We start from the raw sequence: 24,836 nt of genomic DNA, 5'->3' as shown, positions 1-24,836 counted from the left end.
CGGCACAATTTTCTTATTGATTTATCGTAGGTCGGCCTCGGCCGAAGGCCGACGCCGACAGCGTGGCCGGAGCGTTGACGCAGGGTGTCGGCGTTCGCCCTGACGGGCGAAGGCCGACCTACGACACTCCGGCTTCTGGGCCGGTCAGGACACCCGGCGCGGCATCAGCACGGTGTAGTCGAGGTCGAGCACGACGGATGGGTCCGTCTTCCCGTCCGCCCCGGTGCCGGGGAAGTCGGCGCAGGGCCGGTCCTTGGCGGCGACGGTGCGCAGGCGAAGCACGCCGATGTCGTGGCGGCCGGGCAGCTCGTGCTTTTCCAGCACCTCGCTCCAGGCGTAGATGGTGTCGCCCGCGAAGGTCGGGGCGACGTGGCGCCCGCCGTTGATCGCGGCGATGCGGACCGCGTTGGCCAGCCCGTTGAAGCTGAGGGCGCGGGCGATGCTGATGATATGGCCGCCATAGATCAGCCGCCGGCCGAACCGCCCGTCCTTCTCGGTATGCTGGTTGAAGTGGACGCGCGCGGTGTTCTGGTAGAGGCGGGTCGCCATGGCGTGCTCCGCCTCCTCGATCGTCATGCCGTCGGCATGGTCGATCCGCTCGCCCTCCTCGTAGTCGTCCCACAGGTGCGGGGAGCCCGCCGCGACCGTGTCGTACACGGCGAAGCCGGCGCCGGTCGGCACGATCAGGTCGTGGACCGCGACGGCGTCGGGCAGCTCGGGAACCACCGGGTCGGGCGCCGGCGCCGATTCGTCGCGCTTGCGGACCATCACCCAGCGGCAATAGTCCAGCACCATCTCGTCCCGCTGGTTGACGCCGACCGAGCGGACATAGACCGTGCCGGTCTTGCCGTTGGAATTCTCCTTGAGGCCGATCACCTGGGAGACCGAGGACAGGGTGTCGCCGGGATAGACCGGCTCGCCGAAGCGGCAGGCGGCGTAGCCCAGGTTGGCGACGGCGTTCAGCGAGACGTCGGGCACGGTCTTGCCGAACACCACGTGGAAGGCAAGCACGTCGTCGATCGTCGCCCCTTCGAACCCGAGGTCCTGGGCGAAGGTATCGGCCGAATGCAGGGCGAAGCGGGAACCGGTGAGCGCCACGTAGAGCGCCATATCGCCTTCGGTCACCGTGCGCGGCGTGGCGTGGACGATCTCCTGGCCCAGGCGGAAATCTTCGAAATAGTTGCCGGGATTGGTCTTGGTCATGGCCTTGGCTCTCTCCTGACGCGGGAACTGGGATGGGGGTGTCAGGCGGCGGCGTCCATGGCCTCGATCGCCTCGGCGAGCGACACCAGGCGGCGGGCGTTCTCGACATGCAGGTTCTCCACCAGCTTGCCGTCCACCAGCACCACGCCCTTCCCCTCGGCCACGGCGGCCTGGTAGGCGTCGATGATCCGGCGGGACCAGGCCACCTCCTCCGCCGACGGGCCGAACACCGCGTTGGCGGCGGCCAGCGTCTTGGGGTGGATCAGGGTCTTGCCGTCGAAACCCAGCTCCAGCCCCTGCCGGCAGCTGGCGGCGAAGCCGTCGTCGTCGTTCAGGTCGAGATAGACGCCGTCCAGGATGGCGAGGCCGTAGGCCCGCGCCGCCAGCAGGCACAAGCCCAGGCTGGTGATCATCGGCAGGCGGTCGCGCGTGTGGGCGGCGTGGAGGTCCTTGGCGAGGTCGGACGTCCCCATCACCAGGCCGCCCAGGCGGGGCGAGGCGCCGGCGATCTCCTTGACGTTCAGCATCGCCAGCGGGGTCTCCATCATGCACCAGATCTTCTGGTCGGCCGGAGCCCCGGACACCACGAGCACCTGCTCCGCCTGGCGGACCATGTCGGCCGATTCGACCTTGGGCAGAAGCACCGCGTCGGCGCCCGAGGTGGCGGCGAACACCAGGTCCTCGTAGCCCCAGGGGGTGTTGAGCCCGTTGGTCCGGACGATCAGCTCGCGCCGGCCGTAGCCGCCGCCCCGGATCGCGTCGCCGATCTGGGTCCGGGCCTGGGCCTTGGCATCGGGAGCGACCGCATCCTCCAGGTCGAGGATCAGCCCGTCTGCCTGCAGGGTCTTCCCCTTCTCCATGGCCCGGGGGTTGGACCCCGGCATGTAAAGGACGCTGCGACGGGGGCGGACAGTCATTGCCATGGGTGGTCTCCCGAAGATGCCGTTCTGATTGGCCGGGACCTTACAGCGCAGGTGCGGCAAAGGGCAATCGGCGACATGGGCGGAGGTGCAGCACAATGACGCGCCACCTTCAGGTGGTGAATTTTGCGCCCTACCTCCCTCGCAATTTGTTATGATATCGTCGTTTCCACCGTTGAATCGCCCATGCCCGGGAGGCTCCGCTCCCCCTGGCGGATGGCGGACCGCCATAGAATGTTCACTCCCGCAGGCCATACCGTCGAGACCATAAGCGTCCTGCTCGTCGAGGACCAGCCGGGCGACGCCGGTCTCGTCACCCGGGCACTTGGAGGCCGGCGCGGCCAGTTCGAGGTGACCTGGGTCGAGACGCTGGCGCATGCGCTGAAGCTGCTGGCGGAGATGCGGTTCGACGTCGTCCTGCTCGACCTGTCGCTGCCGGACAGCCAGGGCTTCCCGACCATCGGCGTGATTCGCCGCGCCGCCCCCACCGTGCCCCTGATCGTCCTGACCGGGCTGAGCGACAACGACATGGCGCTCGCCGCGGTCGAGGCCGGCGCCCAGGACTTCCTGGTCAAGGGCGAGTTCGAGGACGCCATGATCGAGCGCGCGGTGCGGCACGCGATCGCGCGCGGCCAGCTGGAGGAGCGGCTGCGCCGGTCGGAGGCGCGGCTGAAAAACATCCTGGACCTCGCCCACGACGCGGTCGTGTCGGTCGATGCCGGCCAGCGCATCGTCCTGTTCAATCCTGCGGCGGAACTGATGTTCGGCTACCGCACCGACGAGATCCTGGGCGAGCCGCTGTCGCGCCTGATCCCCGAACCGCTTCACGCCCGGCATTCCGCCCATTTCGGCGAGTTCCTGCGCAACGCCGTGACCTCGCAGGTCATGGCCGACCGGCCGGAGGTAAGCGGCCGGCACCGCGACGGCACCGGCTTCCCGGTCGAGATCTCGCTGTCCCGCTCCGCGGGACCGGAAGGCCCGATCTTCACCGCCATGATCCGGGACATCACCGGCCGCAAGCGGACCGAGGCGGAGCTGGTGCTGCTGGCGACCACCGACCCGCTGACCGGCATCGCAAACCGGCGCCACCTGCTCGACTGCGCCGAGCGCGAGATGGCGCGGCTGCGCCGGTCCGGCACCCCGTTCAGCCTGATCATGGCCGATGTCGACCATTTCAAGCGGATCAACGACACCTACGGGCACGCGGTCGGCGACGAGGCGCTGATGCTCCTGGCGTCCGCCTTCCGCCCGGTGATCCGCGAGAACGACCTGGCCGGCCGCATGGGCGGCGAGGAGTTCGCCGTCCTGCTGCCCGAGGCCCGCGAGGACGAGGCCGTGGCCGTGGCGGAGCGGGTCCGCCACCATGTCGCCGGCCTGCGCCTGCCCGCCATGTCCGCCGCAGGCGCGCCCGACGCCGGGATCCGCTTCACCGTCAGCCTGGGCGTGGCCGAGGGCCGGCGCGACGACAGCCGGATCGAGCAGCCGCTGGCGCGGGCAGACCAGGCGCTCTACGAGGCCAAGGCCGCGGGGCGGAACCGCGTCATGCGGGCTGGTGCGGCGCGCGAGCTTGTGGCACCGTTGGCGGCGCCATGAAACAGATCCTCAGCATCCAGTCCCACGTCGCCTTCGGCTATGTCGGCAACCGTGCGGCCGTGTTCCCGCTCCAGCGCCTCGGGTTCGACGCGATGGCGGTCAATACCGTCCAGTTCTCCAACCATACCGGCTACGGGTCCTGGACCGGCCAGGTCTTCACGCCCGAGCATATCGCGGACGTGATCGACGGCATCGGCCAGCGCGGCGGCCTGGACCGCTGCGGCGCCGTGCTGTCCGGCTACATGGGCGGGGCCGCCCTGGGCCAGGTGATCGTCGAGACGGTCCGCCGGGTCCAGGCCGGCAACCCCCGGGCGGTCTATTGCTGCGACCCGGTGATGGGCGACGTTGGGCGTGGCTTCTTCGTCAGCGAGGACATCCGGAGCTTCATGCGGGCGCATGCGGTCCCGGCCGCCGGCATCATCACCCCCAACCAGTTCGAGCTGGAGTTCCTGACCGGGCACGAGATCCGCTCGATGGAGGACGCCCTGGCCGCCGCGTCGGCCGTCCGCGCGCTGGGGCCGAAGCTGGTGCTTCTGACCAGCCTGACCCGTGCGGAAGCTGCCTCCGACACCATCGAGATGCTGCTGGACACGCCGGACGGCGCCTATGTGGTGGCGACCCCCCGCCTGCCGCTCGACCCGCCGCCCAACGGGGCGGGCGACTGCGTGGCCGCGGTGTTCCTGGCGAAGTACCTGGAGACCGGCGATGCGGCGGCGGCGCTCGGCCACGCCGCGGCGGCGATCTATGCCGTGTTCGCCGCGACCCTGAAGGCCGGCACGCGGGAGCTTCAGCTGATCGCCGCCCAGGACGAGCTGGTGCGCCCGGGACGGCTGTTCGACGTCGCCAAGGTGCGGTAGGGAAAAGGAATTTTTGCCACAGATTACGGCGATGGACAGGGATGATCCACGGTGATCCGGCACCTGATCTCCTCATGCGCGGGCTTGACCCGCGCATCCACGCGCGAACCAGCATGATGGAGTTCGCGCGTGGATGACCGGATCAAGTCCGGTCATGATGAAGGAGGCGTGTTACCGCCCGTTACTTCCGCAGGTGATCCTGGATCAGCAGTTCGGCGATCTGCACCGCGTTGAGGGCGGCGCCCTTGCGCAGGTTGTCGGCGACGATCCACAGGTTCAGGCCGTTCTCGACCGAGAAATCCTCCCGGATCCGCGAGACGAACACGGGGTCGTCGCCGGCGCATTCCACCGGGGTGACGAAGCCCTCATCGGTGCGGTGGTCGATCACGGTGATGCCGGGCGCCTCCCGCAGCGCCTCGATCGCCTCGTCCGCGCTGATCGATCGTTCGAACTCCACGTTCACCGCCTCGGCGTGGCCGATGAAGACCGGCACGCGCACGCAGGTGGCGGTGACGGTGATGCGGGGGTCGAGGATCTTCTTGGTCTCGACCATCATCTTCCACTCCTCCCGGGTGGTGCCGTCCTCCATGAAGCTGTCGATGTGGGGAATGACGTTGAAGGCGATCTGCTTGTCGAACTTGCGCTTCTCGACCGGGTCGTTCACGTAGATGGCGCGGGTCTGGTTGAACAGCTCGTCCATGCCGTCACGTCCCGCCCCCGATACCGACTGGTAGGTCGAGACCACGATGCGCTTGATGCGGGCGAGGTCGTGCAGCGGCTTCAGCGCCACCACCATCTGGATGGTCGAGCAATTGGGGTTGGCGACGATGTTGCGCCTGGTGTAGCCGGCCAGCGCCTCGGGATTGACCTCGGGCACGACCAGGGGCACGTCCGGTTCCATGCGGAAATGGGACGTGTTGTCGATCACGACGCAGCCGGCGCCGGCGGCCTTGGGCGAGAACTGGGCGGAGACCTTGCTGCCGGGCGACGAGAGCGCGATGTCCCAGCCCCGGAAGTCGAACTTGGCGAGGTCCTGGACATCCAGGATGTCCTTCTCGCCGAACGAGACCTGCGTGCCGATCGACTTCTCCGACGCGAGGGCGGCGACGGCGTCGACCGGGAAATTGCGCTCCGCCAGGGTGGTCAACATCTCGCGCCCGACATTGCCGGTGGCGCCGATGACCGCGACCTTGTAGCCCATGATGCGTTCCTGTTTCTTTTCTGGGTATCGGGCCGGACGCGCGCCGTGCGGCGGCGCCCGTGACTATCCGTCAAGGGTACTTGACTTATGCCCCGCGCCGCCTGTTTGCAAGGACGGGGGCGATTCGGTGGGATCGGCGGGATGATCCCTGGAGGACCATATGGCGCGTGACTACTCCACGTATCGCGAGTTCTGGCCCCATTACCTGGCTGAGCACAGCCGGCCGGGCACCCGGGCCTTCCACTTCGCCGGCACCGCGCTGGCCCTCGTCCTGCTGGCGGCGGCGGCGATCACGCTCGACCCGTGGCTGGCGCTGGCAGCCGTCGTGTCCGGCTATGCCTTCGCCTGGATCAGCCACCTGGCGATCGAACGCAACCGGCCGGCCACCTTCACCTATCCGCTCTGGTCTTTGGCGAGCGATTTCCGCATGTTCTTCCTGTTCGTGACGGGGCGCCTGGATGCCGAGATGCGCCGTCACGCGGACCACACCTCCAGACGGGAGCCGGCGTGAGCACCAATCTCTTGCGCGACACGATCGCCCTGGCGATCAAGGACGCGGACAAGTCGTTCTTCAACGAGGATTACGTCAAGCAAGCCACGGCGGTGATCATCGCGCTGCGCAAGGCCGGGTTCGAGATCGTCCCGACCAGGGCCTCGGACGGGCTGGTGGACTTCGCCTGCGACAACCTGCCGTTCGGCCGGCTGAAGCAGCAGGACTTCATCAAGGAACTGTATGTGCTGCTGGTGGAGAACAGCCGGAAATTCCCGTGAAGGGGGATGATCGCGGGCGCCTGCTCGACAAGGTGGCGGAGGCGAACGGATGGCCCAAGGCCGCGACGGCGCCCGACATCGGCCTGCCGGGTCCGGACCGGGTCGTGGACAAGGTCGATGCGCTGGGCTGGTGAAAGGGCGCTCGGGTCCCGGCGCCGCAGCCCGATCTAGTAGCTGCCGAACTGCTGCATCGGGTGCCTTACAAACGTCCGCAAGCCGCGCCCGACTGGCTGGCCGCAGCACTCGCCCATGCGGAAACGGTCGAGATCGACCGTCTCGGGCGCCTCGCGCATGACATCGCGACGCTGCATGGGGAGAGTCCCCGGTCACTGGTGTCGTGGCTGATCGAGGCGGTGGAGCGTATCCGGGCGTGGCCGGGTGCTGGAGGGCGATGGCCTCTTCGGAGCAGGTGACTTTCCGGCTGGCTCCACTGGCGGCCATTGGCCGTGCGCTTCTGAAAGTGGATGGTATTGAGGAGGGGAAGCGCGCCCGCCTTCTGGATAACCTGTCCGGCCGCCTCGGTGCTGCCGGCGACAATGGCGCGGCGCTCGACACCATCCGCGATGCCGTCGAGATACGGCGGCGGCTCGCCGGGGCGTTACCCGCCCGGTTCGCGCGTGATCTGGCACAAAGCCTTTCCAATCCGGCCCGCTGTCTTGAGCGAATGGGTGATCCGGCGGGAGCGGAGGCGGCTAAGCGGGAAGCAGGCGAGATCATGGGCAAGCGCGGATAGGTCCCGAACGTCTGCAAGCGTAGTGGGTGGCGATGTCTGGCCGGTTGCAGGGTCAGGATCGCGTCGAGTTCGGCGGCGGTCAGGTTGTCGGCGCCGGTGATGGCGTCAACCAGCGGTCGCGGTCTTCGTTCGAGCCGGCGAGTATGCGGTGAGGCACGTGGTCGGGAACTGATCCACAGCGGCATTCGATCGCATGGAGCAGGCACCTGATCTGGCCATTGGCATAGCCCTTGGCGAACGCCTCGTCGTAGAAGCGGGTATTCTTCGAGCATGAACTCCACTGCCATCGCACCGGTCTTCCATGATGGACAAGTCGGTGGCTGGTGTCGGAGTTCGCCCTGCGGGCGAAGTCCGACCTACGAGGATGGGGTGCTCTGCCGATCAGGGAGGTCGTCTGCCAGGAAGCGGCATGTCAGTTCGTCCGCAGGTCGAGAATAGAGTCGAGATCGGCGGCGGTCAGGTTCCGGCTGTCGTCGATGGCGTCGAACCAACGGTCAAGATCTTCGGCCGAACCGTTGCGAACGCGCTCGGCCACACTGTCGGGAACCGTTCCGACACGGCGCTCGATAAGGCGAAGCAGCCTTTTCACCTTCCCCTTGGCCATGCCCGTGGCCATGCCCTTCGCAAACGCCTCGTCGTACAGCGGGTACTCTTCCAGGGTGAACTGCACTGCCATGTTCCTGACCTCCTCTACCACGACCGGGGCGGCTTTCCGCAGTTTCGACAGGGTCAGGAGCCGGTTGGCCGCGTCGTTCCGGTCTCGCCTGCCGAGTGTCGCGAGCCGCTTCAGGATCGCGCGCACGCGCTCTCGAATATCGTCGCATTTGCACAGGATTGCCAGTACCGCGTCGTCGGGCGACGGGCTGTCGAGCAGCGGGCCGGCGTCGAAGTCGGCGATGTAGCGGACCTCGAAGCGGAAGTTCAGGTTGGGATGGAAGATGCCGGCGGGCTCGTCGGCCCGGCGCTCGCCGAGGCGCAGCACGAGCTGGGTGACCGGCGCGTTGCCGTAGCGCTCGGAGAATAGGCCGTAATACTCGTACATCCGCCAGACGATGCCGGGGGAGCTGCCCGATTCCAATTCCAGGTGGAAGACGCCGCCGCCGGCCAGCTCGGCCACCATGTCGGGGCGGCGCAGGCGGATGCTGGCGAATTCGGTGGGGACGAAGCGCTCGACGTCGGCGCCGGTCAGCATGCGCAGCAGGGCCGGGGTGCCGGTCCAGACCAGCGCCTTGATCGTCGCATCGTAATCGTGACCCACCAGCCGCCCCCTGCATGCTTCCGCATGCATCTGATGGCGGTTCTGCGCGCGATGGTCGATGCGGCGCGGTGACGCGAGGCGTATCGGGAATCCTGAAAGCGCGGGCCGGGGCCGGCCCGCGCTTCGGATCGGTTCAGGACGCGATCTTGTCCAGCACGCGGACGATCGAGTCGCCCATCACCGACGTGGAGCAGCGGGCCATGCCCGGCGCCATGATGTCGGAGGTGCGGGTGCCGCCGTTCAGCACGGTCTGGACCGCCTTCTCGATCAGGTCGGCGTCCTCGTTCATGTCGAACGAGTAGCGCAGCATCATGGCGAAGCTGAGCAGCGTCGCGATCGGGTTGGCGAGGTCGCGGCCCGCGATGTCGGGGGCGGAGCCGTGGACCGGCTCGTACAGGGCGCGGCGGCGGCCGGTATCGTCGGGGGCGCCCAGCGAGGCCGAGGGGAGCATGCCGAGCGAGCCGGTCATCATCGCCGCCTCGTCCGACAGCATGTCGCCGAACAGGTTGTCGGTGACGATGACGTCGAACTGCTTGGGGTTCTTGATCAGCTGCATGGCGCAGTTGTCGGCGTACATGTGCGTCAGCTCGACGTCGGAATACTCGGCCTGGTGCAGCTTGGTCACTTCCTGCCGCCACAGCAGGCCGGATTCCATCACGTTGGCCTTCTCGACCGAGCAGAGCCTGTTCTGCCGCTTGCGCGCCAGCTCGAACGCGACGCGGGCGACGCGGTGGATCTCCGACGTGGTGTAGACCTGGGTGTTGACGCCGCGGCGCTGGCCGTCGGGCAGGTCCTCGATCCCGCGGGGCTCGCCGAAATAGACGCCGCCGGTCAGCTCGCGGACGATCATCAGGTCGAGGCCGCGGACGATGTCCGGCTTGAGGGTGGAGGCGTCCACCAGAGCGTCGAACACGATCGCCGGGCGCAGGTTGGCGAACAGGCCCAGTTCCTTCCGCAGGCGCAGCAGGCCGGCCTCGGGCCGCTTGTCGAAGCCGATATTGTCCCACTTGGGGCCGCCGACGGCACCCAGCAGCACGGCATCGACGCCCATGGCGTCGGCCATCGTCTCGTCGGAAATGGGAACGCCGTAGTGGTCGATGGCGACACCGCCGACCAGACCTTCCTGAACGTCGAAAGTCACACGCCTCTTGCGATCCATCCAGTCGATCACACGCCGCACCTGGCGCATCACTTCCGGGCCGATGCCATCACCGGGCAGTATCAGCAGCTTCTTGTTGGCGGACATCGCGTGTTCACTCCATGGATTTTCTGTTGGGGAGCTTTGTAGTGCGCCGCGGCGCTCCTGAAAAGCTCCCCTGATGCGCTATGCCCACAGCCAAGGTTGCGTGCCGCGCTGCGATGTCTCGTAAGTGTCGATCGAGCCGGCGTGCTCCAGCGTCAGCCCGATGTCGTCCAGGCCGTTCAGCAGGCAGTGCTTCCGGAAGGCATCCACCTCGAACCGGATCTTGCCGCCGTCGGGACCGGTGATCTCCTGCTTCTCCAGGTCGATCGAGACGACGGCGTTGGAGCCCCGCTCGGCGTCGTCCATCAGCAGGTCCACCTGCTCCGGCGGCAGAATGATCGGCAGGATGCCGTTCTTGAAGCAGTTGTTGTAGAAGATGTCCGCGAAGCTGGGAGCGATGACGCAGCGGATGCCGAAATCGGCCAGCGCCCAGGGGGCGTGCTCGCGCGAGGAGCCGCAGCCGAAATTGTCGCCGGCAACCAGGATCTTCGTCTGGCGGTAAGCCGGCTTGTTCAGCACGAAGTCGGGCTTCTCCTCCCCTTCCGGGGTGTAGCGCATCTCGTCGAACAGGTGCTTGCCCAGCCCGGTGCGCTTGATCGTCTTGAGGAACTGCTTGGGGATCAGCATGTCGGTATCGACGTTGATGATCGGCAGCGGGGCCGCGACCCCGGTCAGCGTGGTGAATTTTTCCATGATGCGGGACGCTCCTCAGGCGAGTTCGCGGATGTCGGTCAGGTGGCCGGTCACCGCCGCCGCCACGGCCATCGCCGGGCTGACCAGGTGGGTACGGCCGCCGCGGCCCTGCCGGCCCTCGAAGTTGCGGTTCGAGGTGGAGGCGCAGCGCTCGCCGGGGCTGAGCTTGTCGGCGTTCATGGCGAGGCACATGGAGCAGCCGGGCTCGCGCCAGTCGAAGCCGGCCTCCTTGAAGATCACGTCCAGGCCCTCTTCCTCCGCCTGCTCCTTCACGAGGCCGGAGCCGGGGACGATCATGGCGTAGACGCCGTCGGCGACCTTGCGGCCCTTGGCGACCGTGGCCGCGGCGCGCAGGTCCTCGATCCGGCCGTTGGTGCAGGAGCCGATGAAGACCTTGTCCACCTTGACCTGATTGAGCGGCGTGCCGGGAGTCAGGCCCATGTAGTCCAGCGCGCGTTCGATCGCGGCGCGCTTCGCCTTGTCGGCGATGTCGGCCGGGTCGGGCACGGAACCGGTGATCGGCAGCACGTCCTGCGGGCTGGTTCCCCAGGTGACCTGCGGCACGATCTCCTCCGCCTTCAGCACCACTTCCTTGTCGTAGACCGCACCCTCGTCGCTGGGCAGCGTGCGCCAGTATGCCACGGCCTGCTCCCACGCGCCGGCCTTGGGGGCGTGGGGGCGGCCCTTCAGGTAATCGAAGGTGGTGTCGTCGGGGGCGATCAGGCCGGCGCGGGCGCCCGCCTCGATCGACATGTTGCAGACTGTCATCCGGCCTTCCATGGACAGGGCGCGGATCGCCTTGCCGGCGTATTCGATGACGTGGCCGGTGCCGCCGGCGGTGCCGATCACGCCGATCACGGCCAGGATCAGGTCCTTGGCGGTGACGCCGAGGGCCAAGTCGCCGTCGACCGTGATGCGCATGTTCTTCGCCGGGCGCTGCTGGAGCGTCTGGGTCGCCAGCACGTGCTCGACCTCGGACGTGCCGATGCCGAAGGCCAGCGCGCCGAACGCGCCGTGGGTCGCGGTGTGGCTGTCGCCACACACGATGGTCATGCCCGGCTGGGTCAAGCCCTGCTCCGGCCCGATGATGTGGACGATGCCCTGGCGGATGTCGTCCATCGCGTAATAAGGCACGCCGAAGTCGCGCGCGTTCATCTCCAGCGTCTCGACCTGGATGCGGCTTTCCTCGTCGGCGATGCCTTCGCTGCGGTCGCCGGTCGGCACGTTGTGGTCGGCGACGGCCAGCGTGGCCTCCGGCCGGCGCACCTTGCGCCCGGCAAGTCGCAGTCCCTCGAAAGCCTGCGGGCTGGTCACTTCGTGCACCAGGTGACGGTCGATATAGAGGACGCAGGTGCCGTCCTCCTGGCGGTGGACGACGTGGCTGTCCCAGATCTTGTCGAAGAGAGTGCGCGGCTTGGCCATTTGTTTAATTCTCTGATTCACGTTCCATCGGGGGACCCGAACTGCCCGGCCCAGCGGCCGGACTCGCCTCTGGGCGTCAACATAGCCCCTGCCCCTTCGCGTCTCAAGGGACTAGACTTTAATGCAATACAGCCCGTGCATTTCGGGGCACCGGGTGTACGGCGTCACCGGAAAAAGGAAATTTCATGTCGAAACATGTCTCCGACCTCGCCGTGATCGGGGAGACGCCATCCGAGGAGTACATGATACGCCCGGACGAAGAGCGCATCCTGGCCGGGTCTCCCGATCAATTGGCGTGGAACCATTTCACCGATGCAACCGGCCAGTTCTCGGCCGGCGTCTGGGAGGGCGCCCCCGGCGTGTGGCGGGTGAACTTCACCGAGAACGAGTTCTGCCACCTGCTGTCCGGCGTGGTCGTGGTGCGGGACGAGGCCGGCGGCGAGCGGACCTTCAAGGCGGGAGACGCCTTCGTGATGCCGGCGGGGTTCGTGGGGACGTGGGAGGTGGTGGAGCGGGCGCGGAAGCTTTATGCGACGTTCGAGGCGGTGGAGTAGGAGGCGGGAGTTCCGGGGTGGCTTTCAGATCTCCGGGGCCGGATCGTTGTACCGGGCGTCAAGGACTTCGCCGACACGGCTGTGGTGCGCGATCCAGTCCCTGGTCGCCGGGCAGATCCAGCCCGTGACTTCGAGGATGGACTCGTAATCCCTGGCCAGATGCCGGTTGAAGATCGGTTCATGGTGTGCGATCCGGTTACGGAATACCCTGAGATAATCCAGGGGCGCATGCGCCGCCTTGCGGCTGATCCTCTTGTGAGGGAATGCCTTGAACAGCGCTGGCCGCCAGAGCGTCATTTCATAATTGGCCCGTCCGGAAAAGGGACTCTGCCCGCCCGGTCCCAGCAACGCGATCCAGAAGCCGAACGAGAGAGCGGACACGATCTGGGGCGGAGTGTCGTCGTACCTGTCCCGCAGCAGTTCGGCCCGGGTCGCGGCGAGCTTCGCAAGGGTCTTGGTGTCCAGCCCGCATAGGGGATTCTCGTACCAGAGGAGGCCGAACTTCGCCGTGAGCTCACGATGCATCGCATTCCGCAATGCGATCTCGAGTCCTTGGAGCGGTTCATAGAAGGCGGCGCTGACAGTCGCATTCCACGCGTACAATCGGATCGCACGTTCCCGATCGCCGTCCATACTGGAAAGGTATGACCTCAGCCGCTGGGGCGATAGCGAAGCCGTGAGGACGGCAAGCCTCTCTTCGGTGTAGGTAAAAGCCTTCTTGACGGAGTCGGGTCCAATAGACATTATCGTTTGGTACGCCCTGGACCCGCCTCTGCCTTCGGCATGCGCCCAGGGCGCAGCTTTTTCTGGGTACTCCCAGCACTCCCCCGGCTCATCGCCATTTCACGGTCCTCTCCGCAAGATCGGTCGGCATCCTACCGCGATGTTCGGAACGGTGGGGTAAGGCATCTTGTCCCGCCTCGTAGAAGCAGCAACCGATCCCATCTAGCAATCGGTGGCGCTGAGACCCGCCCAAGGGATACCGGCGCCGGTCGAGGACTGCATCAGGGAGGGCACGAGCGATGCTGATGTTGGGGCGCCGCGGATTTCTTGCGGCTGCGGGGGCTGTCTCGATGGTCACGCTGGTGGACGGAGCGGTGGGCCGGGCGTGGGCCCAGGCGCCGTCGGGGCCGTTCAAGCTGGAGCCGCTGGGCTATGCGCCGTCGGCGCTGGAGCCGCATATCGACGCGAAGACCATGGAGATCCACCATGGGCGCCATCACGCGGCTTATGTCAACAATCTGAACGCGGCGGTGAAGGACCATTCCAGGGTCGCGGAGATGCCGCTCCAGAACATCCTGGCGAAGCTCGGCGAGATGCCCGAGGCGGTCCGGACGGCGATCCGGAACAATGGCGGCGGCCATGCCAACCACACCATGTTCTGGCAGATCATGGGGCCGGGCGGCGGTGCCCCGGCGGGCGACCTGAAGGCGGCGATCGACCGCGACCTGGGCGGCCTGGAGTCCATGAAGGAGCTGTTCAACGGCGCCGGTACTCGGGTGTTCGGGTCCGGCTGGGTGTTCGTGACGGTGGACCGCCAGGGCAAGCTGGCGCTGGACAGCCGGCCGAACCAGGACACGCCTGTCATGGACGGCAAGCGCGTCCTGATGGGCAACGACGTTTGGGAGCACGCCTATTACCTGACCTATCAGAACCGGCGTGCGGATTACCTGAAGGCTTGGTGGAACACCGTCGACTGGGCCAAGGTCGGCGAACGCTACGCCGCCGCCAAGGCGGGGACGCTGACGGTCTGAGGCATGTATTCGGGGTTGTGGATGCAGGTCGGGTAGAGCGAAGCGGCACCCGACGAAGCCGGCGCGTGGGTGTCGGCTGCCGCTTCGCTCTAGTGGCTCGGCACCGTGGTTTTGATTGATTTATCGTAGGTCGGCCTCGGCCGAAGGCCGACGCCGACAGCGTGGCCGGAGCCTTGACGCAGGGTGTCGGCGTTCGCCCTGACGGGCGAAGGCCGACCTAAGGTTGTATCAGGACGAGACCTTGGCGTGCTCGTCCAGGAACTTGCGGCAGGCATCGAAATCGGTCTTGACGTCCGGTGGCAGCGGGACGCCCTTGCGGGTGGCCAGGCTGTTGGCGAAGGCCAGCATCTTGTCGGTGGGTGGTTTGCCGGACGGCTTGGGCGCGGCCTTGCGCGGTGCGGCGGATTTGCGCTTGCGGGGGGCTCCCGGTGCCTTGGGGGCTGCGGCGCGGCGCTTCGACGGGGTCTTGCCGACGGGAGGGGCTGGGGCGCCCAGGTCGAGGGCGGTGCCCCGGCGGGACCGGAGGGCGCCGATCAGGCGTTCGGCCTCCGTCGCGATGCCGTCGATGACGTGGCGGAACTCGGCCCGGCCGGTCACGATCTCGTCCAGGCGCATCTCCCAGACGGCCGTCGTACCGGGATCGACCAGCACGGGCGCCGATGTCCGCAGCAGTTCGAACAGGTGCAGCCCGGCCGGCGTCGGAACCACCAGCTTGCCGTCGGCCGCCAGCATGTTCTGCCGCTTCAGCCCCTTGATCACCTCGGCGCGGGTCGCCGGCGTGCCGATGCCCTTGGCCTCCTTCAGCCGGTCGCGGAGCGCCGCGTCCTCGACGAAGCGCCAGGCGTTCTGCATGGCGTCGATCAGGGTGCCCTCGTTGTAGCGGGGCGGCGGCTGGGTCCGCTTGGCCTCCACCTTGGCGTCGGACAGGGTGGCGGGGTCGCCGTCGTTGACGGGGGAAGGGTCTGCTCGTTCTCGGGCTCGGCGGGGGCGCCCGGCTCGTTGCCGCCGAAGACCTGCTTCCAGCCCAGCCGGATCGGCACGCGGCCGATTGTGCGGAACTCCACCGACTTGCCCGGCGGCACCGGCACCGGCATGGTGATGGTGGTCTGGCGGTACTCGTAGTCCGGCATCACGATCGCCAGGTAGGACCGGCAGATCAGGGCGAACAGCCGCTTCTCGTCGTCGCTCAGCCGGGCCAGCCGGGGTTCCAGGTCGTTCAGGACGTTGACGTTGGGAACGATCGCGTGGTGCGAAACGCCTTCCAGCGACTTGTCGTGGAAGTGGCCGGACTTGCCCTTGCGGATCACCGGGCGGGAAATGTCCAGGTGGGCGAAGCCCCGCAGCGCGGTCAGCGCCCGGACAATCGCCGGCACGTCGTCGATCTGGTTCTCCGACAGGTACCGGGCCTCGGCGCGCGGATATGTTATCAGCTTCTTGCCGTCGCCGTCGTACAGTTCCTGGGCGACCGCCAGGGTCTTGTCGGCGTTCCAGCCCCAGCGCTGGCCACAGGTCTTCTGGAGCGCGGGCAGGTCGAACAGGCGGGGGGGACCCTGCCGCTTCTCCTCCACCGTCACCGCCAAGGGTCCCCGGCAGCCTTCGGCGGCTGCGGCGATCGCCTCCGCCCGGGCGCGGTCCTTGATCCGGTCCTTGGGCGGCGGGGCGTGGCGCATCAGGAAGCTGCCGGCCTCAACGGTCGCGGTGGCCGTGACCTCGAAATAATCCTCCGGCTTGAAGTTCAGGATCTCCAGCTCGCGCAGGCAGACGATCGCCAGGGTCGGCGTCTTGACCCGCCCGATGCCGATGACGCCTTTGACGCCCGGCGCCAGCAGGGTCGTGGTCGCCGTGCGGGTCAGGGACAGGTTGAAGATCTGGTCGGCCTGCTGGCGAGCGACCGCCGCCTCGTAGACCGGGCGCAGTTCGGCGTTGGGCTTCAGCCGGTCGAAGGCGTCGCGGATCGTCTTGGGGTCCTGCGCGGTGAAGATGGCGCGCAGGACCGGCCCGCGGAACCCCACATGCTCCAGGATCTCCTGCCCGATCAGCTGGCCCTCGCGGTCGCAGTCGGTCGCCAGGATCACCCGGTCGCAGCCCTTGAGCGCCGCCGCGATGGCCTGGAACTTGGCCGGCTTGTTGCCGTTCGGGTCCGGCCGAGTCGGGTACAGCCCGTCGGGCTTGAGCAGGGCCGAGGACCAGCGCTTCCAGGCGGGATTGACCTCGTCCGGCTCGGCCAGCCGAAGCAGGTGCCCCTCCGCCGGCAGGATGCGGCCGAACCGGTCGCCCAGCGCGGCGCGCAGGTCTTTGGCCTGACTGGATTTTTCCGTGATGATGACGGTCGCCATGGGAAGCATGCCGGGCTGTGATGACGGGCCGATACTAAGGGGTGCGCGCAAACAAATCAAGAACATCGGCAGGCGGTTGCAGTTTTCCGGCGCAACCGGACACGCCCCGGTGGCATTTCAAATGATTTTTATATATTTATTTATATTTCGTGCGAATTTTCATATTCTTTCGGTTGTCAATCTCCTGGAGACGGACCGTGACGGATATATCGGTCAACAGAATAGCCCAGCTGGCGGCCGCGAACGGCTTGCCCGAAGCGGAGCGGGGGGAAGTCACCCTGACCCGGCGGATCGCCCTGGAATGCGATGCCATGGCCCGGCATGCCATGGGCACCGGGACCGCGATACCGGAGCCGCTGATGCAGTCGCTGGACCTGGTCGAGACGGCGGTGAATTCCGGAGGGGTGCCGCTCGCGACGCTCGGCGCGATCCATACCCAGCTGGCCAAGGTGGTGGCGCCGGCGTCGCCCCGGACGATCTACCTGCTCCAGATCGACCGGGCGCGGAACGGCTGGGTCTCCTGCCTGGGACCGCTGCCGGCGATCCGGCGGCTGGTGGTCGGCGCCACGCTGTTCACCCTGCTGTTCGTGCTGACCAGCTTGTCGGACTCGGTCAACCTCACCAACCTCGCGTCCGACATCTATTCCATGAGCGGGATGGAAAGCCTCCTGGTGCTGCTCTTCCTGATGAGCGCCGCGGCGATGGGCGGGTGCTTCCACGCCCTGTTCATCGCCCACACCTATATCGGGGCCGGCACCTACGACCCGCATTTCGAATCCTCCTACTGGATCCGGATCGGCCTGGGCGTGATCGCCGGGCTCGTCCTGTCGCAGATGATCCCGATCGGGCCGGAGATCGACCAGGCGACCGGGGCGGTCACCTCGACCTCGGCGGCGGCCACCTTCAGCAAGCCGCTGCTGGCGCTGCTCGGCGGTTTCTCGGCGACGCTGGTCTACACGATCCTGCAGCGGCTGGTGGACACCGTGGAATCCCTGTTCAAGCAGAAGACGGACGCGCCGGCGGCCCCCGCCCAGAGCCCGGCCCCGGCGGCTTCGGACACGGCCCCGATCCCCGCGCCCGCTCCAGCACCCGCCCCGGCCCCGGCACCCGCCCCGGCCCCCTCCCCCGCTCCCGCGGCAGCGCCGGCCGACGCGCAGGCTCCGGCGGACGGTGCCCCGGGCTCTCTGGCGACCAGCGCCGCGGCGGCGGCGGCGGTCGCCGCGGCGGCGGTCGCCGCGGCGGCGACGGCTGCGGCGGCGGCCATGGCGCCCGCCGCCGGCGAGCCGGAGACGGCCCCGCCGGCGGACGCGCCGGCACCGACCCAGCCCGCGTCCGGGGACTCTCCGGACACGGAGCGGAAGTCGGCGTGACGGAGAGCGCCGGGCGTCAGGAGATCTGGCGGGGCGCCTGGATCCCCTCGGCCCGGTAGCCCTGGGCGTAGAGCAGCGCGGTCAGGTCGGAGCGCTCCACCCGAGCCCGCGCCTGGGCCGCCACCGCCGGCTTGGCGTGGAACGCGACGCCCAGCCCGGCGGCCTGGAGCATCGGCAGGTCGTTGGCGCCGTCGCCCACCGCGATGGACTCCCGGATCGGGATCCGCCGGGCGCCGGCGACCCGGATCAGGGCCGCCACCTTGGCGTCCTTGTCCAGGATCGGCTCGACCGCCCGGCCGCTCAGCCGGCCGTCCGCGATCTCGAAATCGTTGGCCTGGTCCTCGTCGAAGCCGACCGTGGCGCGCACCCGCTCGGTGAAGAACTTGAAGCCGCCGGACACCAGGATACAGTAGGCGCCGTTCGCCTTCATGGTCGCGACCAGCGCCAGCGCGCCCGGCATCAGCTCGACCCTGCCGTAAACCTGCTCCAGGGATTCGACCGGCAGGTCCTTCAGCAGCGCCACCCGCTCGCGCAGCGCGTCCTTGAAGTCGATCTCGCCGTTCATCGCGCGCCAGGTGATCCCGGCGATCAGGTCCTTGAGCCCGACCAGCTCGGCCAGTTCGTCCAGCATCTCCTGCCGGATGATGGTGGATTCCATGTCGGCCACCAGCAGCCGCTTGCGGCGGCCCTGGACCGGCTGGGTGATCAGGTCCACCGGACGCCCGGGCAAGGCGGTGTGAAGCGCCGCGTCGGCCTGGTCGCAGTTGAGCCCGTCGAACGGGACGTCGCAGGCGATGCCGCCGGCCAGCCAGTCCGGAGCGCCGGTTTCGGCGCCCAGGTCCTTCAGGGCGGCGCGCGCGAGCGCTACCGTGCTATCGTCCAGGTCGGCGGCGGCGGGATCGGCGATCAGGGTCAGGACATTGTTCATGGAAGTATCCGCGGGCGAGGGTCGGCCGCCTTTATGAAATGTCTCACCAAGCGTTGTCCATGCCAGATAAACCCGTAGTCGTCGTCGGCGGACCTACCGCCAGCGGCAAATCCGCGCTGGCGCTCGATCTGGCCGAGGAATTCGGCGGCACCGTCATCAATGCCGACAGCATGCAGATCTACGCCGAGCTGCCGGTCCTGACCGCCCGGCCGACCGCGGCGGACGAGGCGCGGGCGCCGCACCGGCTCTACGGCGCGCTGTCCGCCGCCGAACGCTGCTCGGCCGCGCGCTGGCAGGCGCTGGCCCTGGCGGAGATCCGCGAGGCCCACAAGGCCGGACGGCTGCCGATCGTGGTCGGCGGCACCGGCCTCTATATCCGGGCGCTGATGGAGGGGCTGGCCGACATCCCGCCGATCCCCGAGGCGGTCCGCGCCTCCGTGCGGGAGCGCCGGGAGACGCTGGGCGGACCCGGCCTGCACGCGCTGCTGGCCGGGCGCGACCCCGCCACGGCGGCCCGTCTGAAGCCGGGCGACAGCCAGCGGCTGAGCCGCGCGCTGGAGGTGCTGGAGGCGACCGGCCGGTCGATCACCGACTGGCAGTCCGACCCGGCGGCCGGCCCGCCGCCCGGCCTGCGCTTCGTGCCGTTCGTGGTCGATCCGCCGCGCGGCGCGCTGTACGCCGCCTGCGACCGGCGCTTCGACGCCATGATGGAGCGCGGCGCTCTGGACGAGGTCCGAGCATTGCTGGAGCTGGGCCTGTCCCCCGGCCTGCCGGCCATGAAGGCGCTCGGCGTGCCCGAGCTTTCGGCCTATCTGCGCGGCGAGGGCGGGCTGGAGGACGCCGTCGCCGCCGCGAAGACGGCGACCCGGCGCTACGCCAAACGGCAGGGCACCTGGTTCCGCCACCAACTCGGCCCCGCGCATGGCAGCCATGTGATTAACGCGCAAGATTCAGAAAGCATGCAACAAGCCGTTCGCAACATAATTCGCAAAACAGGTTGACCCTGGAAAATGTTTTGATTAGGTTGCGGCTTCCCGGCCCTCGGCACAGCCCCGGGCCGAAGTACCAACTTGCTGAAATTCCTGAGAAACAGCGGGATTTTCATAGACGGAGACGAGGCATCCGCGGTGCGCGCGGGTGCGCTACACACGAAGGTAGTCAAAGATGTCCGAGAACAAGCTGACCGGTGCGGAGATCGTCATCAAGTCCCTGAAGGACCAGGGCGTAGACGTCATTTTCGGCTATCCCGGCGGCGCGGTACTTCCGATCTATGACGCCCTGTTCAAGCAGAACGACCTGCGCCACATCCTGGTGCGTCACGAACAGGCGGCCGTCCATGCGGCGGAAGGTTATGCGCGCTCGACCGGCAAGGTCGGCGTCGTTCTCGTAACGTCCGGCCCCGGCGCCACCAACGCGGTCACCGGCCTGACCGACGCGCTGATGGACAGCATTCCGATCGTGTGCCTGAGCGGCCAGGTGCCGACGCACCTGATCGGCAACGACGCATTCCAGGAAGCGGACACGACCGGCATCACCCGGCCCTGCACCAAGCACAACTACCTGGTGAAGGACGTCGCCAACCTGGCGCGGACCATGCACGAGGCCTTCTGGGTCGCGAAGAGCGGCCGCCCCGGCCCCGTCGTGGTCGACATTCCCAAGGACGTGCAGTTCGCCGACGGCCCGTACGTGCCGCCGAACGAGGTCAGGCACAAGACCTACCGCCCGCAGGTCAAGCCGGAGATCGCCCGCGTCGAGGAGGCGATCGAACTGATCGCCAACGCCAAGCGGCCGATCTTCTACACCGGCGGCGGCGTGATCAATTCCGGCCCGCTGGCGTCCAAGCTGCTGACCCAGTTCGTCCGCATGACGGGCTATCCCTGCACCAACACCCTGATGGGCCTGGGAGCCTATCCGGCGTCGGACCCGCAGTTCCTGGGCATGCTGGGCATGCACGGCACCTACGAGGCCAACCTGGCGATGCACGGGTGCGACGTGATGATCAATATCGGCGCGCGGTTCGACGACCGCGTGACCGGCAAGCTGTCGGAGTTCTCGCCCGGCAGCAAGAAGATCCATGTCGACATCGACCCCAGCTCGATCAACAAGAACGTCCGGGTCGACGTGCCGATCGTCGGCGACTGCGCCCATGTCCTCGAAGACATGATCCGCATCTGGAAGGCACGGCAGAAGCGTCCGGACAAGGAGGCGCTGAAGCAGTGGTGGGCCCGGATCGCCGAGTGGCGGGGCCGCGACTGCCTGCGCTACATCCACACCGACCCCGTGATCAAGCCGCAATACGCGCTTGAGCGGCTGCGCGAGCTGACCCGCAACCGCGACACCTACATCACGACGGAGGTCGGCCAGCACCAGATGTGGGCCGCCCAGTTCATCCCCTTCGAGGAGCCGAACCGCTGGATGACCTCGGGCGGGCTGGGCACCATGGGCTACGGCCTGCCGGCCGCCATCGGCACCCAGATCGCCCACCCCGACGCGCTGGTGGTGGACGTCTCGGGCGAGGCGTCCTTCATGATGAACATGCAGGAGATGGCGACCGCCGTGCAGTACCGCCTGCCGATCAAGGTGCTGATCCTGAACAACCAGTACATGGGCATGGTCCGCCAGTGGCAGGAGTTGCTGCACGGCAGCCGCTATTCCGAGAGCTACAGCGAGGCCCTGCCCGACTTCGTCAAGCTGGCGGAAGCCTTCGGCGGCGTGGGACTGCGCGCCACCAAGGTGTCGGAGGTGGACTCCGTGCTTCAGGAGATGATCGACATCCGCCGCCCGGTGATCGTGGACATGTGCGTGGACCAGAAGGAAAACTGCTTCCCGATGATTCCCGGCGGCCGCGCCCACAACGAGATCCTGCTGGGCCCGGCGGACCAGCAGGGCAACGGCATGCAGCGGGACAGCACTCCCGAGGAAGGCATGGTCCTGGTATAAGGCGCCGCTTTCCGCGGTAGAAGGACAGGCCCCGCGACGGAGCGGGGCCGGTCGTCATGCGCCGATACCAACCGCCACACTGCCATCCCTGCTGGAGCCCGTCCCGTGGAAACCAACATCGAAAAGCACACCATCTCGGTCCTGGTCGACAACGAGCCGGGCGTGCTCGCCCGAGTCATCGGCCTGTTCTCCGGCCGGGGCTACAACATCGAGAGCCTGACCGTCGCCGAGGTGGATTCCGAGCAGCAGGTCTCGCGCATCACCATCGTGACCAGCGGCACCCGCATGATCATCGAGCAGATCAAGAACCAGCTCGACCGGCTGGTGCCGGTCCACCGGGTGCGCGACCTGACCGACGAGGGCCCCTTCATCGAGCGCGAGCTGGCGCTGATCAAGGTGGCGGGAACCGGCGACCGCCGGATCGAGAGCCTGCGCATCGCGGACATCTTCAAGGCCCGCGTGGTCGACGCCACGCTCAACTCCTTCGTGTTCGAGATGACCGGCACGGCGGCCCAGCTGGACGACTTCATCGGGCTGATGCGTCAGCTCGGGCTGGTCGATGTCAGCCGGACCGGCGCCGCCGCCATCTCCAAAGGCGCCGCCAGCCTGTAAAAAACGAAAGCGCGGAACTTTCCCCAGCCACCAACCCGGCCTATTGTGCCCGGAAACATCCGACTGTAGCGAAAACCGAGGAACATCCACCATGCGCGTCTATTACGATCGTGATGCCGACGTCAACCTGATCAAGGGCAAGAAGGTCTGCATCGTCGGCTACGGCAGCCAGGGCCATGCCCATGCCAACAATCTGCGCGACAGCGGCGTAAAGGACGTGATCGTCGGCGCCCGTCCGGGCAGCCCGAGCGGCGCCAAGGCGGAAGCCGCCGGATTCACCGTCATGACCCCGGCCGAGGCCGCCAAGGTCGCCGACGTGATCATGGTGCTGACCCCGGACGAGCTGCAGGCCGACCTGTACCGCGACCACCTCGCCCCGAACATGAAGGAAGGCTCCGCCCTGGCCTTCGCCCACGGCCTGAACGTCCACTTCAACCTGATCGAGCCGCGCGCCGACATCGACGTGTTCATGATCGCGCCGAAGGGTCCCGGCCACACCGTCCGCAGCGAGTACGTGCGCGGCGGCGGCGTCCCCTCGCTGGTGGCGGTGCACCAGAACGCCTCGGGCAACGCGCTTGAATTGGCGCTTTCCTATGCCTCGGCCAACGGCGGCGGCCGCGCCGGCGTGATCGAGACGACCTTCAAGGAAGAGTGCGAGACCGACCTGTTCGGCGAGCAGGCCGTGCTGTGCGGCGGCCTGACCGCGCTGATCCAGGCCGGCTTCGAGACGCTGGTGGAAGCCGGCTACGCGCCAGAGATGGCCTATTTCGAGTGCCTGCACGAGGTCAAGCTGATCGTCGACCTGATCTACGAGGGCGGCATGGCCAACATGCGCTACTCGATCAGCAACACGGCCGAGTACGGCGACTACACCCGCGGCCCGCGCGTCGTGACGCCGGAGACCAAGGCCGAGATGAAGCGCATCCTGGACGACATCCAGTCCGGCCGCTTCACCCGCGACTGGATCCAGGAGTGCAAGGTCGGCCAGCCCAGCTTCAAGGCCATGCGCCGCCGCAACGCCGAGCACCAGATCGAGGAAGTCGGCGAGAAGCTGCGCGCCATGATGCCCTGGATCTCCGCCAACAAGCTGGTGGACAAGACCAAGAACTGATCGGGGCGCCCTGCGTCGGTGCCGACGAGGGGAACCGGGGTCGGACCCCGGTTCCCAGGCTCCGGCCGGCGAACGTCGAATAAAGGGCTCTGTTCGCACCTTGCGTTGGTCTGGCTTCCGGCATGGCATTGATCCCGGAAGCGGCTTTCACATATATATGTGACGTAGGGAGGTGCGATATGCTGAGGAACACGACGCTCAACCTACCAGACGATCTTGTGGCTCGGGCTAAATCGTATGCCGCCGCGCATGGGACGACGATGACGGCAATTGTCCGAGAGCACTTGGAGGCGGTGACCTCGGATGGCACCGCCCCCGTCACGGACGATCCGTTGCTGGCGTATTCGCAGGGACGCTTGGCTAGGAACGAGGCCATTCGACTTCTCGGGCTGCGCGACTACGCCGAATTGCTCGTCGCGCTTGGGGATGCCGACCTGCCGATGCCGCTGCCGCCACCCCATGACGTCGAAAACCAGGCTGTGACTTTCGCCAAACTCTGGAAGCAGTCTTGAAGCGATGCACCGTCATCATTCCCGATGCGGGGCCGTTCAACAGTCTCTGGGTGGCCGACCGGCTGGATCTGCTACTGGCTCTCGACATGCGATTGATCGTGGTCGATGCAGTCTACGACGAGTTGACCAGCGACCTATCCTATCCCAAGGACCGGGCCGTGAAGGCGTTCATCGACAGCAACCAGCCACCATTCATCATCGAGAACACTGAGATTGGCGAACAGGAGCGCGAAAAACGGCGCACGGGGAAGAAGTTCAAGAAGAACGCCGGCGAACTTGCCATCGTTGACTTCATGTCATCGGACGATGGCCTGCGCAAGTATGTCAGCGTTGGCGAACCCGTGGCCATCCTGTTCGAGGACGCCGGGATCCGCGTCTTCAACAAGCCGCCGAACCTTCACCTGCTTTCGACCGTTGGACTGCTACGGGGCCTGGAGCGGGTCGGCGTTATCCCATCGGCGGACGCCATCATCCACGACATGACGCATCCGTCGAAGGCGGACCGGCGCCCTGCGGACACGCGTGCCTTCGCCGACCTGCCGGATGGGGTCGATGATCCGGCAGCCATTGGCAGCACATGGAGTTCGTCGTAGTCATTCGCTACGCCAGCGCCGCCGTCAGGCCGCGACTCGCGCCGGTAGTTCGACAAGCGATACTCTGATACGTTCAAACCAGCGATAGAAGCCGCCGGTCATCAGGCTTATATACTGCGAATTTATATGCTCAGAAGCTTCTCTCATCCGAGTTCATAAAACTGATCTATCACTTAAATAGCAATAAGATAAATTGAAGCAAAGTATGTCAAGAGGCCGTCGCTCCTAAGAA

The 24,836-nt window shown here is 67.2% G+C and carries 27 protein-coding genes; 15 read left to right on the top strand and 12 right to left on the bottom strand.

What is annotated here, in order from left to right:
• Positions 1-144 precede the first annotated feature (144 nt).
• Positions 145-1,203 carry a MaoC family dehydratase gene (locus tag DPR14_RS03665; RefSeq protein WP_158043965.1) on the bottom strand — a complete coding sequence of 353 codons (1,059 nt, stop codon included), beginning with the start codon at positions 1,201-1,203 and terminating at the stop codon, positions 145-147.
• A gap of 41 nt (positions 1,204-1,244) precedes the next feature.
• Positions 1,245-2,126, bottom strand: coding sequence for an HpcH/HpaI aldolase/citrate lyase family protein (locus DPR14_RS03660; protein ID WP_158043964.1), 882 nt, complete (start codon positions 2,124-2,126; stop codon positions 1,245-1,247).
• Between the two features lie 231 nt (positions 2,127-2,357).
• On the opposite strand from DPR14_RS03660, the gene DPR14_RS03655 reads away from it, so the two are divergent.
• Positions 2,358-3,716, top strand: a complete 1,359-nt coding sequence (locus tag DPR14_RS03655) for a GGDEF domain-containing protein (protein WP_192499252.1) — start codon at positions 2,358-2,360, stop codon at positions 3,714-3,716.
• Complete coding sequence (gene pdxY, locus DPR14_RS03650; protein ID WP_158043962.1) at positions 3,713-4,573, top strand: pyridoxal kinase PdxY; 861 nt, start codon at positions 3,713-3,715, stop codon at positions 4,571-4,573. The genes DPR14_RS03655 and pdxY overlap by 4 nt, the downstream gene beginning before the upstream one ends.
• Positions 4,574-4,754: 181 nt before the next feature.
• Here the strand turns inward: pdxY and DPR14_RS03645 are convergent, their stop codons facing one another.
• Complete coding sequence (locus tag DPR14_RS03645) at positions 4,755-5,774, bottom strand: aspartate-semialdehyde dehydrogenase (RefSeq protein ID WP_158043961.1); 1,020 nt, start codon at positions 5,772-5,774, stop codon at positions 4,755-4,757.
• A 160-nt stretch (positions 5,775-5,934) separates the two neighbouring features.
• Between DPR14_RS03645 and DPR14_RS03640 the strand changes: the two genes are divergently transcribed.
• From DPR14_RS03640 to DPR14_RS27110, 3 genes are read left to right on the top strand one after another with little or no spacing between them, the layout of a single operon-like run.
• Entirely contained in the window at positions 5,935-6,285 is a 351-nt protein-coding gene (locus tag DPR14_RS03640; RefSeq protein ID WP_158043960.1) for an Mpo1-like protein, read from the top strand.
• Entirely contained in the window at positions 6,282-6,545 is a 264-nt protein-coding gene (locus DPR14_RS03635) for a hypothetical protein (RefSeq protein WP_158043959.1), read from the top strand. The genes DPR14_RS03640 and DPR14_RS03635 overlap by 4 nt, the downstream gene beginning before the upstream one ends.
• Positions 6,542-6,679, top strand: a complete 138-nt coding sequence (locus DPR14_RS27110) for a hypothetical protein (RefSeq protein ID WP_192499251.1) — start codon at positions 6,542-6,544, stop codon at positions 6,677-6,679. Before DPR14_RS03635 ends, DPR14_RS27110 begins: the two co-directional genes overlap by 4 nt.
• 33 nt (positions 6,680-6,712) lie before the next feature.
• Here the strand turns inward: DPR14_RS27110 and DPR14_RS27105 are convergent, their stop codons facing one another.
• Complete coding sequence (locus DPR14_RS27105; protein ID WP_192499250.1) at positions 6,713-6,856, bottom strand: hypothetical protein; 144 nt, start codon at positions 6,854-6,856, stop codon at positions 6,713-6,715.
• An 80-nt stretch (positions 6,857-6,936) separates the two neighbouring features.
• Here DPR14_RS27105 and DPR14_RS03630 point away from each other — a divergent pair, with 80 nt between their 5' ends.
• Positions 6,937-7,278 carry a hypothetical protein gene (locus DPR14_RS03630; protein ID WP_158043958.1) on the top strand — a complete coding sequence of 114 codons (342 nt, stop codon included), beginning with the start codon at positions 6,937-6,939 and terminating at the stop codon, positions 7,276-7,278.
• A gap of 412 nt (positions 7,279-7,690) precedes the next feature.
• On the opposite strand, the gene DPR14_RS03625 is transcribed toward DPR14_RS03630, so the two are convergent.
• The 4 genes from DPR14_RS03625 to leuC all read right to left on the bottom strand — a co-directional run bounded on the left by DPR14_RS03625 (position 7,691) and on the right by leuC (position 11,894).
• Complete coding sequence (locus DPR14_RS03625; RefSeq protein WP_158043957.1) at positions 7,691-8,536, bottom strand: RpnC/YadD family protein; 846 nt, start codon at positions 8,534-8,536, stop codon at positions 7,691-7,693.
• Between the two features lie 133 nt (positions 8,537-8,669).
• Positions 8,670-9,782 (bottom strand): 3-isopropylmalate dehydrogenase, encoded by a 1,113-nt coding sequence (gene leuB / locus DPR14_RS03620; RefSeq protein WP_158043956.1) that lies wholly within the window; start codon positions 9,780-9,782, stop codon positions 8,670-8,672.
• 78 nt (positions 9,783-9,860) lie between these two features.
• A complete protein-coding gene (gene leuD / locus DPR14_RS03615; protein WP_158043955.1) occupies positions 9,861-10,472 on the bottom strand; it encodes a 3-isopropylmalate dehydratase small subunit in 612 nt (203 codons plus the stop codon).
• 15 nt (positions 10,473-10,487) lie between these two features.
• A complete protein-coding gene (leuC, locus tag DPR14_RS03610) occupies positions 10,488-11,894 on the bottom strand; it encodes a 3-isopropylmalate dehydratase large subunit (RefSeq protein ID WP_158043954.1) in 1,407 nt (468 codons plus the stop codon).
• Positions 11,895-12,079: 185 nt separating this feature from the next.
• Here leuC and DPR14_RS03605 point away from each other — a divergent pair, with 185 nt between their 5' ends.
• Positions 12,080-12,448 (top strand): cupin domain-containing protein, encoded by a 369-nt coding sequence (locus DPR14_RS03605; protein WP_246148807.1) that lies wholly within the window; start codon positions 12,080-12,082, stop codon positions 12,446-12,448.
• Positions 12,449-12,472: 24 nt separating this feature from the next.
• Here DPR14_RS03605 and DPR14_RS03600 read toward each other — a convergent pair whose 3' ends face one another.
• A complete protein-coding gene (locus DPR14_RS03600) occupies positions 12,473-12,973 on the bottom strand; it encodes a hypothetical protein (protein ID WP_246148803.1) in 501 nt (166 codons plus the stop codon).
• 497 nt (positions 12,974-13,470) lie between these two features.
• Here DPR14_RS03600 and DPR14_RS03595 point away from each other — a divergent pair, with 497 nt between their 5' ends.
• Positions 13,471-14,202, top strand: coding sequence for a superoxide dismutase (locus DPR14_RS03595; protein ID WP_158043952.1), 732 nt, complete (start codon positions 13,471-13,473; stop codon positions 14,200-14,202).
• Positions 14,203-14,430: 228 nt separating this feature from the next.
• Here DPR14_RS03595 and DPR14_RS28620 read toward each other — a convergent pair whose 3' ends face one another.
• Together DPR14_RS28620 and DPR14_RS03590 are read right to left on the bottom strand one after the other, a co-directional pair.
• Positions 14,431-15,114, bottom strand: a complete 684-nt coding sequence (locus tag DPR14_RS28620; protein WP_281352678.1) for a DNA topoisomerase — start codon at positions 15,112-15,114, stop codon at positions 14,431-14,433.
• The gene (locus tag DPR14_RS03590) at positions 15,063-16,538 is read right to left on the bottom strand and encodes a type IA DNA topoisomerase (protein WP_281352677.1); all 1,476 of its coding nucleotides are present in this window, start codon (positions 16,536-16,538) and stop codon (positions 15,063-15,065) included. Before DPR14_RS03590 ends, DPR14_RS28620 begins: the two co-directional genes overlap by 52 nt.
• Positions 16,539-16,735: 197 nt before the next feature.
• On the opposite strand from DPR14_RS03590, the gene DPR14_RS03585 reads away from it, so the two are divergent.
• Positions 16,736-17,908, top strand: coding sequence for a hypothetical protein (locus DPR14_RS03585; RefSeq protein WP_158043951.1), 1,173 nt, complete (start codon positions 16,736-16,738; stop codon positions 17,906-17,908).
• Between the two features lie 16 nt (positions 17,909-17,924).
• On the opposite strand, the gene serB is transcribed toward DPR14_RS03585, so the two are convergent.
• On the bottom strand, positions 17,925-18,836 hold the full coding sequence (gene serB / locus DPR14_RS03580) for a phosphoserine phosphatase SerB (protein WP_158043950.1): 912 nt from the start codon (positions 18,834-18,836) through the stop codon (positions 17,925-17,927).
• Between the two features lie 59 nt (positions 18,837-18,895).
• Here serB and miaA point away from each other — a divergent pair, with 59 nt between their 5' ends.
• From miaA to DPR14_RS03550, 6 genes are all read left to right on the top strand, one after another.
• Positions 18,896-19,837 (top strand): tRNA (adenosine(37)-N6)-dimethylallyltransferase MiaA, encoded by a 942-nt coding sequence (gene miaA, locus DPR14_RS03575; RefSeq protein ID WP_158043949.1) that lies wholly within the window; start codon positions 18,896-18,898, stop codon positions 19,835-19,837.
• Between the two features lie 163 nt (positions 19,838-20,000).
• Positions 20,001-21,776 carry an acetolactate synthase 3 large subunit gene (locus DPR14_RS03570; RefSeq protein WP_158043948.1) on the top strand — a complete coding sequence of 592 codons (1,776 nt, stop codon included), beginning with the start codon at positions 20,001-20,003 and terminating at the stop codon, positions 21,774-21,776.
• A gap of 105 nt (positions 21,777-21,881) precedes the next feature.
• Positions 21,882-22,388: an acetolactate synthase small subunit gene (ilvN, locus tag DPR14_RS03565; RefSeq protein WP_158043947.1), complete on the top strand. Its 507-nt coding sequence runs from the start codon at positions 21,882-21,884 to the stop codon at positions 22,386-22,388.
• Between the two features lie 91 nt (positions 22,389-22,479).
• A complete protein-coding gene (gene ilvC, locus DPR14_RS03560) occupies positions 22,480-23,499 on the top strand; it encodes a ketol-acid reductoisomerase (protein WP_158043946.1) in 1,020 nt (339 codons plus the stop codon).
• 179 nt (positions 23,500-23,678) lie between these two features.
• Positions 23,679-24,011 carry a DUF6364 family protein gene (locus tag DPR14_RS03555; RefSeq protein ID WP_158043945.1) on the top strand — a complete coding sequence of 111 codons (333 nt, stop codon included), beginning with the start codon at positions 23,679-23,681 and terminating at the stop codon, positions 24,009-24,011.
• Positions 24,008-24,604: a hypothetical protein gene (locus DPR14_RS03550; protein WP_158043944.1), complete on the top strand. Its 597-nt coding sequence runs from the start codon at positions 24,008-24,010 to the stop codon at positions 24,602-24,604. The genes DPR14_RS03555 and DPR14_RS03550 overlap by 4 nt, the downstream gene beginning before the upstream one ends.
• Positions 24,605-24,836: the final 232 nt, after the last annotated feature.

The sequence above is a fragment of the Skermanella pratensis genome (genome assembly GCF_008843145.1).
Taxonomy (GTDB): domain Bacteria; phylum Pseudomonadota; class Alphaproteobacteria; order Azospirillales; family Azospirillaceae; genus Skermanella; species Skermanella pratensis.
Note: the sequence above shows the minus strand (reverse complement) of the source record. Positions and strands in the feature narration are given on the sequence as shown.

Excerpts from the sequence above, each read along its gene's own strand:
- DPR14_RS03665 (WP_158043965.1), bottom strand. The coding sequence starts at position 1,203 with ATGACCAAGACCAATCCCGGCAACTATTTCGAAGATTTCCGCCTGGGC.
- DPR14_RS03660 (WP_158043964.1), bottom strand. The coding sequence starts at position 2,126 with ATGGCAATGACTGTCCGCCCCCGTCGCAGCGTCCTTTACATGCCGGGG.
- DPR14_RS03655 (WP_192499252.1), top strand. The coding sequence starts at position 2,358 with ATGTTCACTCCCGCAGGCCATACCGTCGAGACCATAAGCGTCCTGCTC.
- pdxY (WP_158043962.1), top strand. The coding sequence starts at position 3,713 with ATGAAACAGATCCTCAGCATCCAGTCCCACGTCGCCTTCGGCTATGTC.
- DPR14_RS03645 (WP_158043961.1), bottom strand. The coding sequence starts at position 5,774 with ATGGGCTACAAGGTCGCGGTCATCGGCGCCACCGGCAATGTCGGGCGC.
- DPR14_RS03640 (WP_158043960.1), top strand. The coding sequence starts at position 5,935 with ATGGCGCGTGACTACTCCACGTATCGCGAGTTCTGGCCCCATTACCTG.
- DPR14_RS27105 (WP_192499250.1), bottom strand. The coding sequence starts at position 6,856 with ATGCAGCGTCGCGATGTCATGCGCGAGGCGCCCGAGACGGTCGATCTC.
- DPR14_RS03630 (WP_158043958.1), top strand. The coding sequence starts at position 6,937 with ATGGCCTCTTCGGAGCAGGTGACTTTCCGGCTGGCTCCACTGGCGGCC.
- leuB (WP_158043956.1), bottom strand. The coding sequence starts at position 9,782 with ATGTCCGCCAACAAGAAGCTGCTGATACTGCCCGGTGATGGCATCGGC.
- leuD (WP_158043955.1), bottom strand. The coding sequence starts at position 10,472 with ATGGAAAAATTCACCACGCTGACCGGGGTCGCGGCCCCGCTGCCGATC.
- leuC (WP_158043954.1), bottom strand. The coding sequence starts at position 11,894 with ATGGCCAAGCCGCGCACTCTCTTCGACAAGATCTGGGACAGCCACGTC.
- DPR14_RS03605 (WP_246148807.1), top strand. The coding sequence starts at position 12,080 with ATGTCGAAACATGTCTCCGACCTCGCCGTGATCGGGGAGACGCCATCC.
- DPR14_RS03600 (WP_246148803.1), bottom strand. The coding sequence starts at position 12,973 with ATGCATCGTGAGCTCACGGCGAAGTTCGGCCTCCTCTGGTACGAGAAT.
- DPR14_RS03595 (WP_158043952.1), top strand. The coding sequence starts at position 13,471 with ATGCTGATGTTGGGGCGCCGCGGATTTCTTGCGGCTGCGGGGGCTGTC.
- DPR14_RS03590 (WP_281352677.1), bottom strand. The coding sequence starts at position 16,538 with ATGGCGACCGTCATCATCACGGAAAAATCCAGTCAGGCCAAAGACCTG.
- serB (WP_158043950.1), bottom strand. The coding sequence starts at position 18,836 with ATGAACAATGTCCTGACCCTGATCGCCGATCCCGCCGCCGCCGACCTG.
- miaA (WP_158043949.1), top strand. The coding sequence starts at position 18,896 with ATGCCAGATAAACCCGTAGTCGTCGTCGGCGGACCTACCGCCAGCGGC.
- DPR14_RS03570 (WP_158043948.1), top strand. The coding sequence starts at position 20,001 with ATGTCCGAGAACAAGCTGACCGGTGCGGAGATCGTCATCAAGTCCCTG.
- ilvC (WP_158043946.1), top strand. The coding sequence starts at position 22,480 with ATGCGCGTCTATTACGATCGTGATGCCGACGTCAACCTGATCAAGGGC.
- DPR14_RS03555 (WP_158043945.1), top strand. The coding sequence starts at position 23,679 with ATGCTGAGGAACACGACGCTCAACCTACCAGACGATCTTGTGGCTCGG.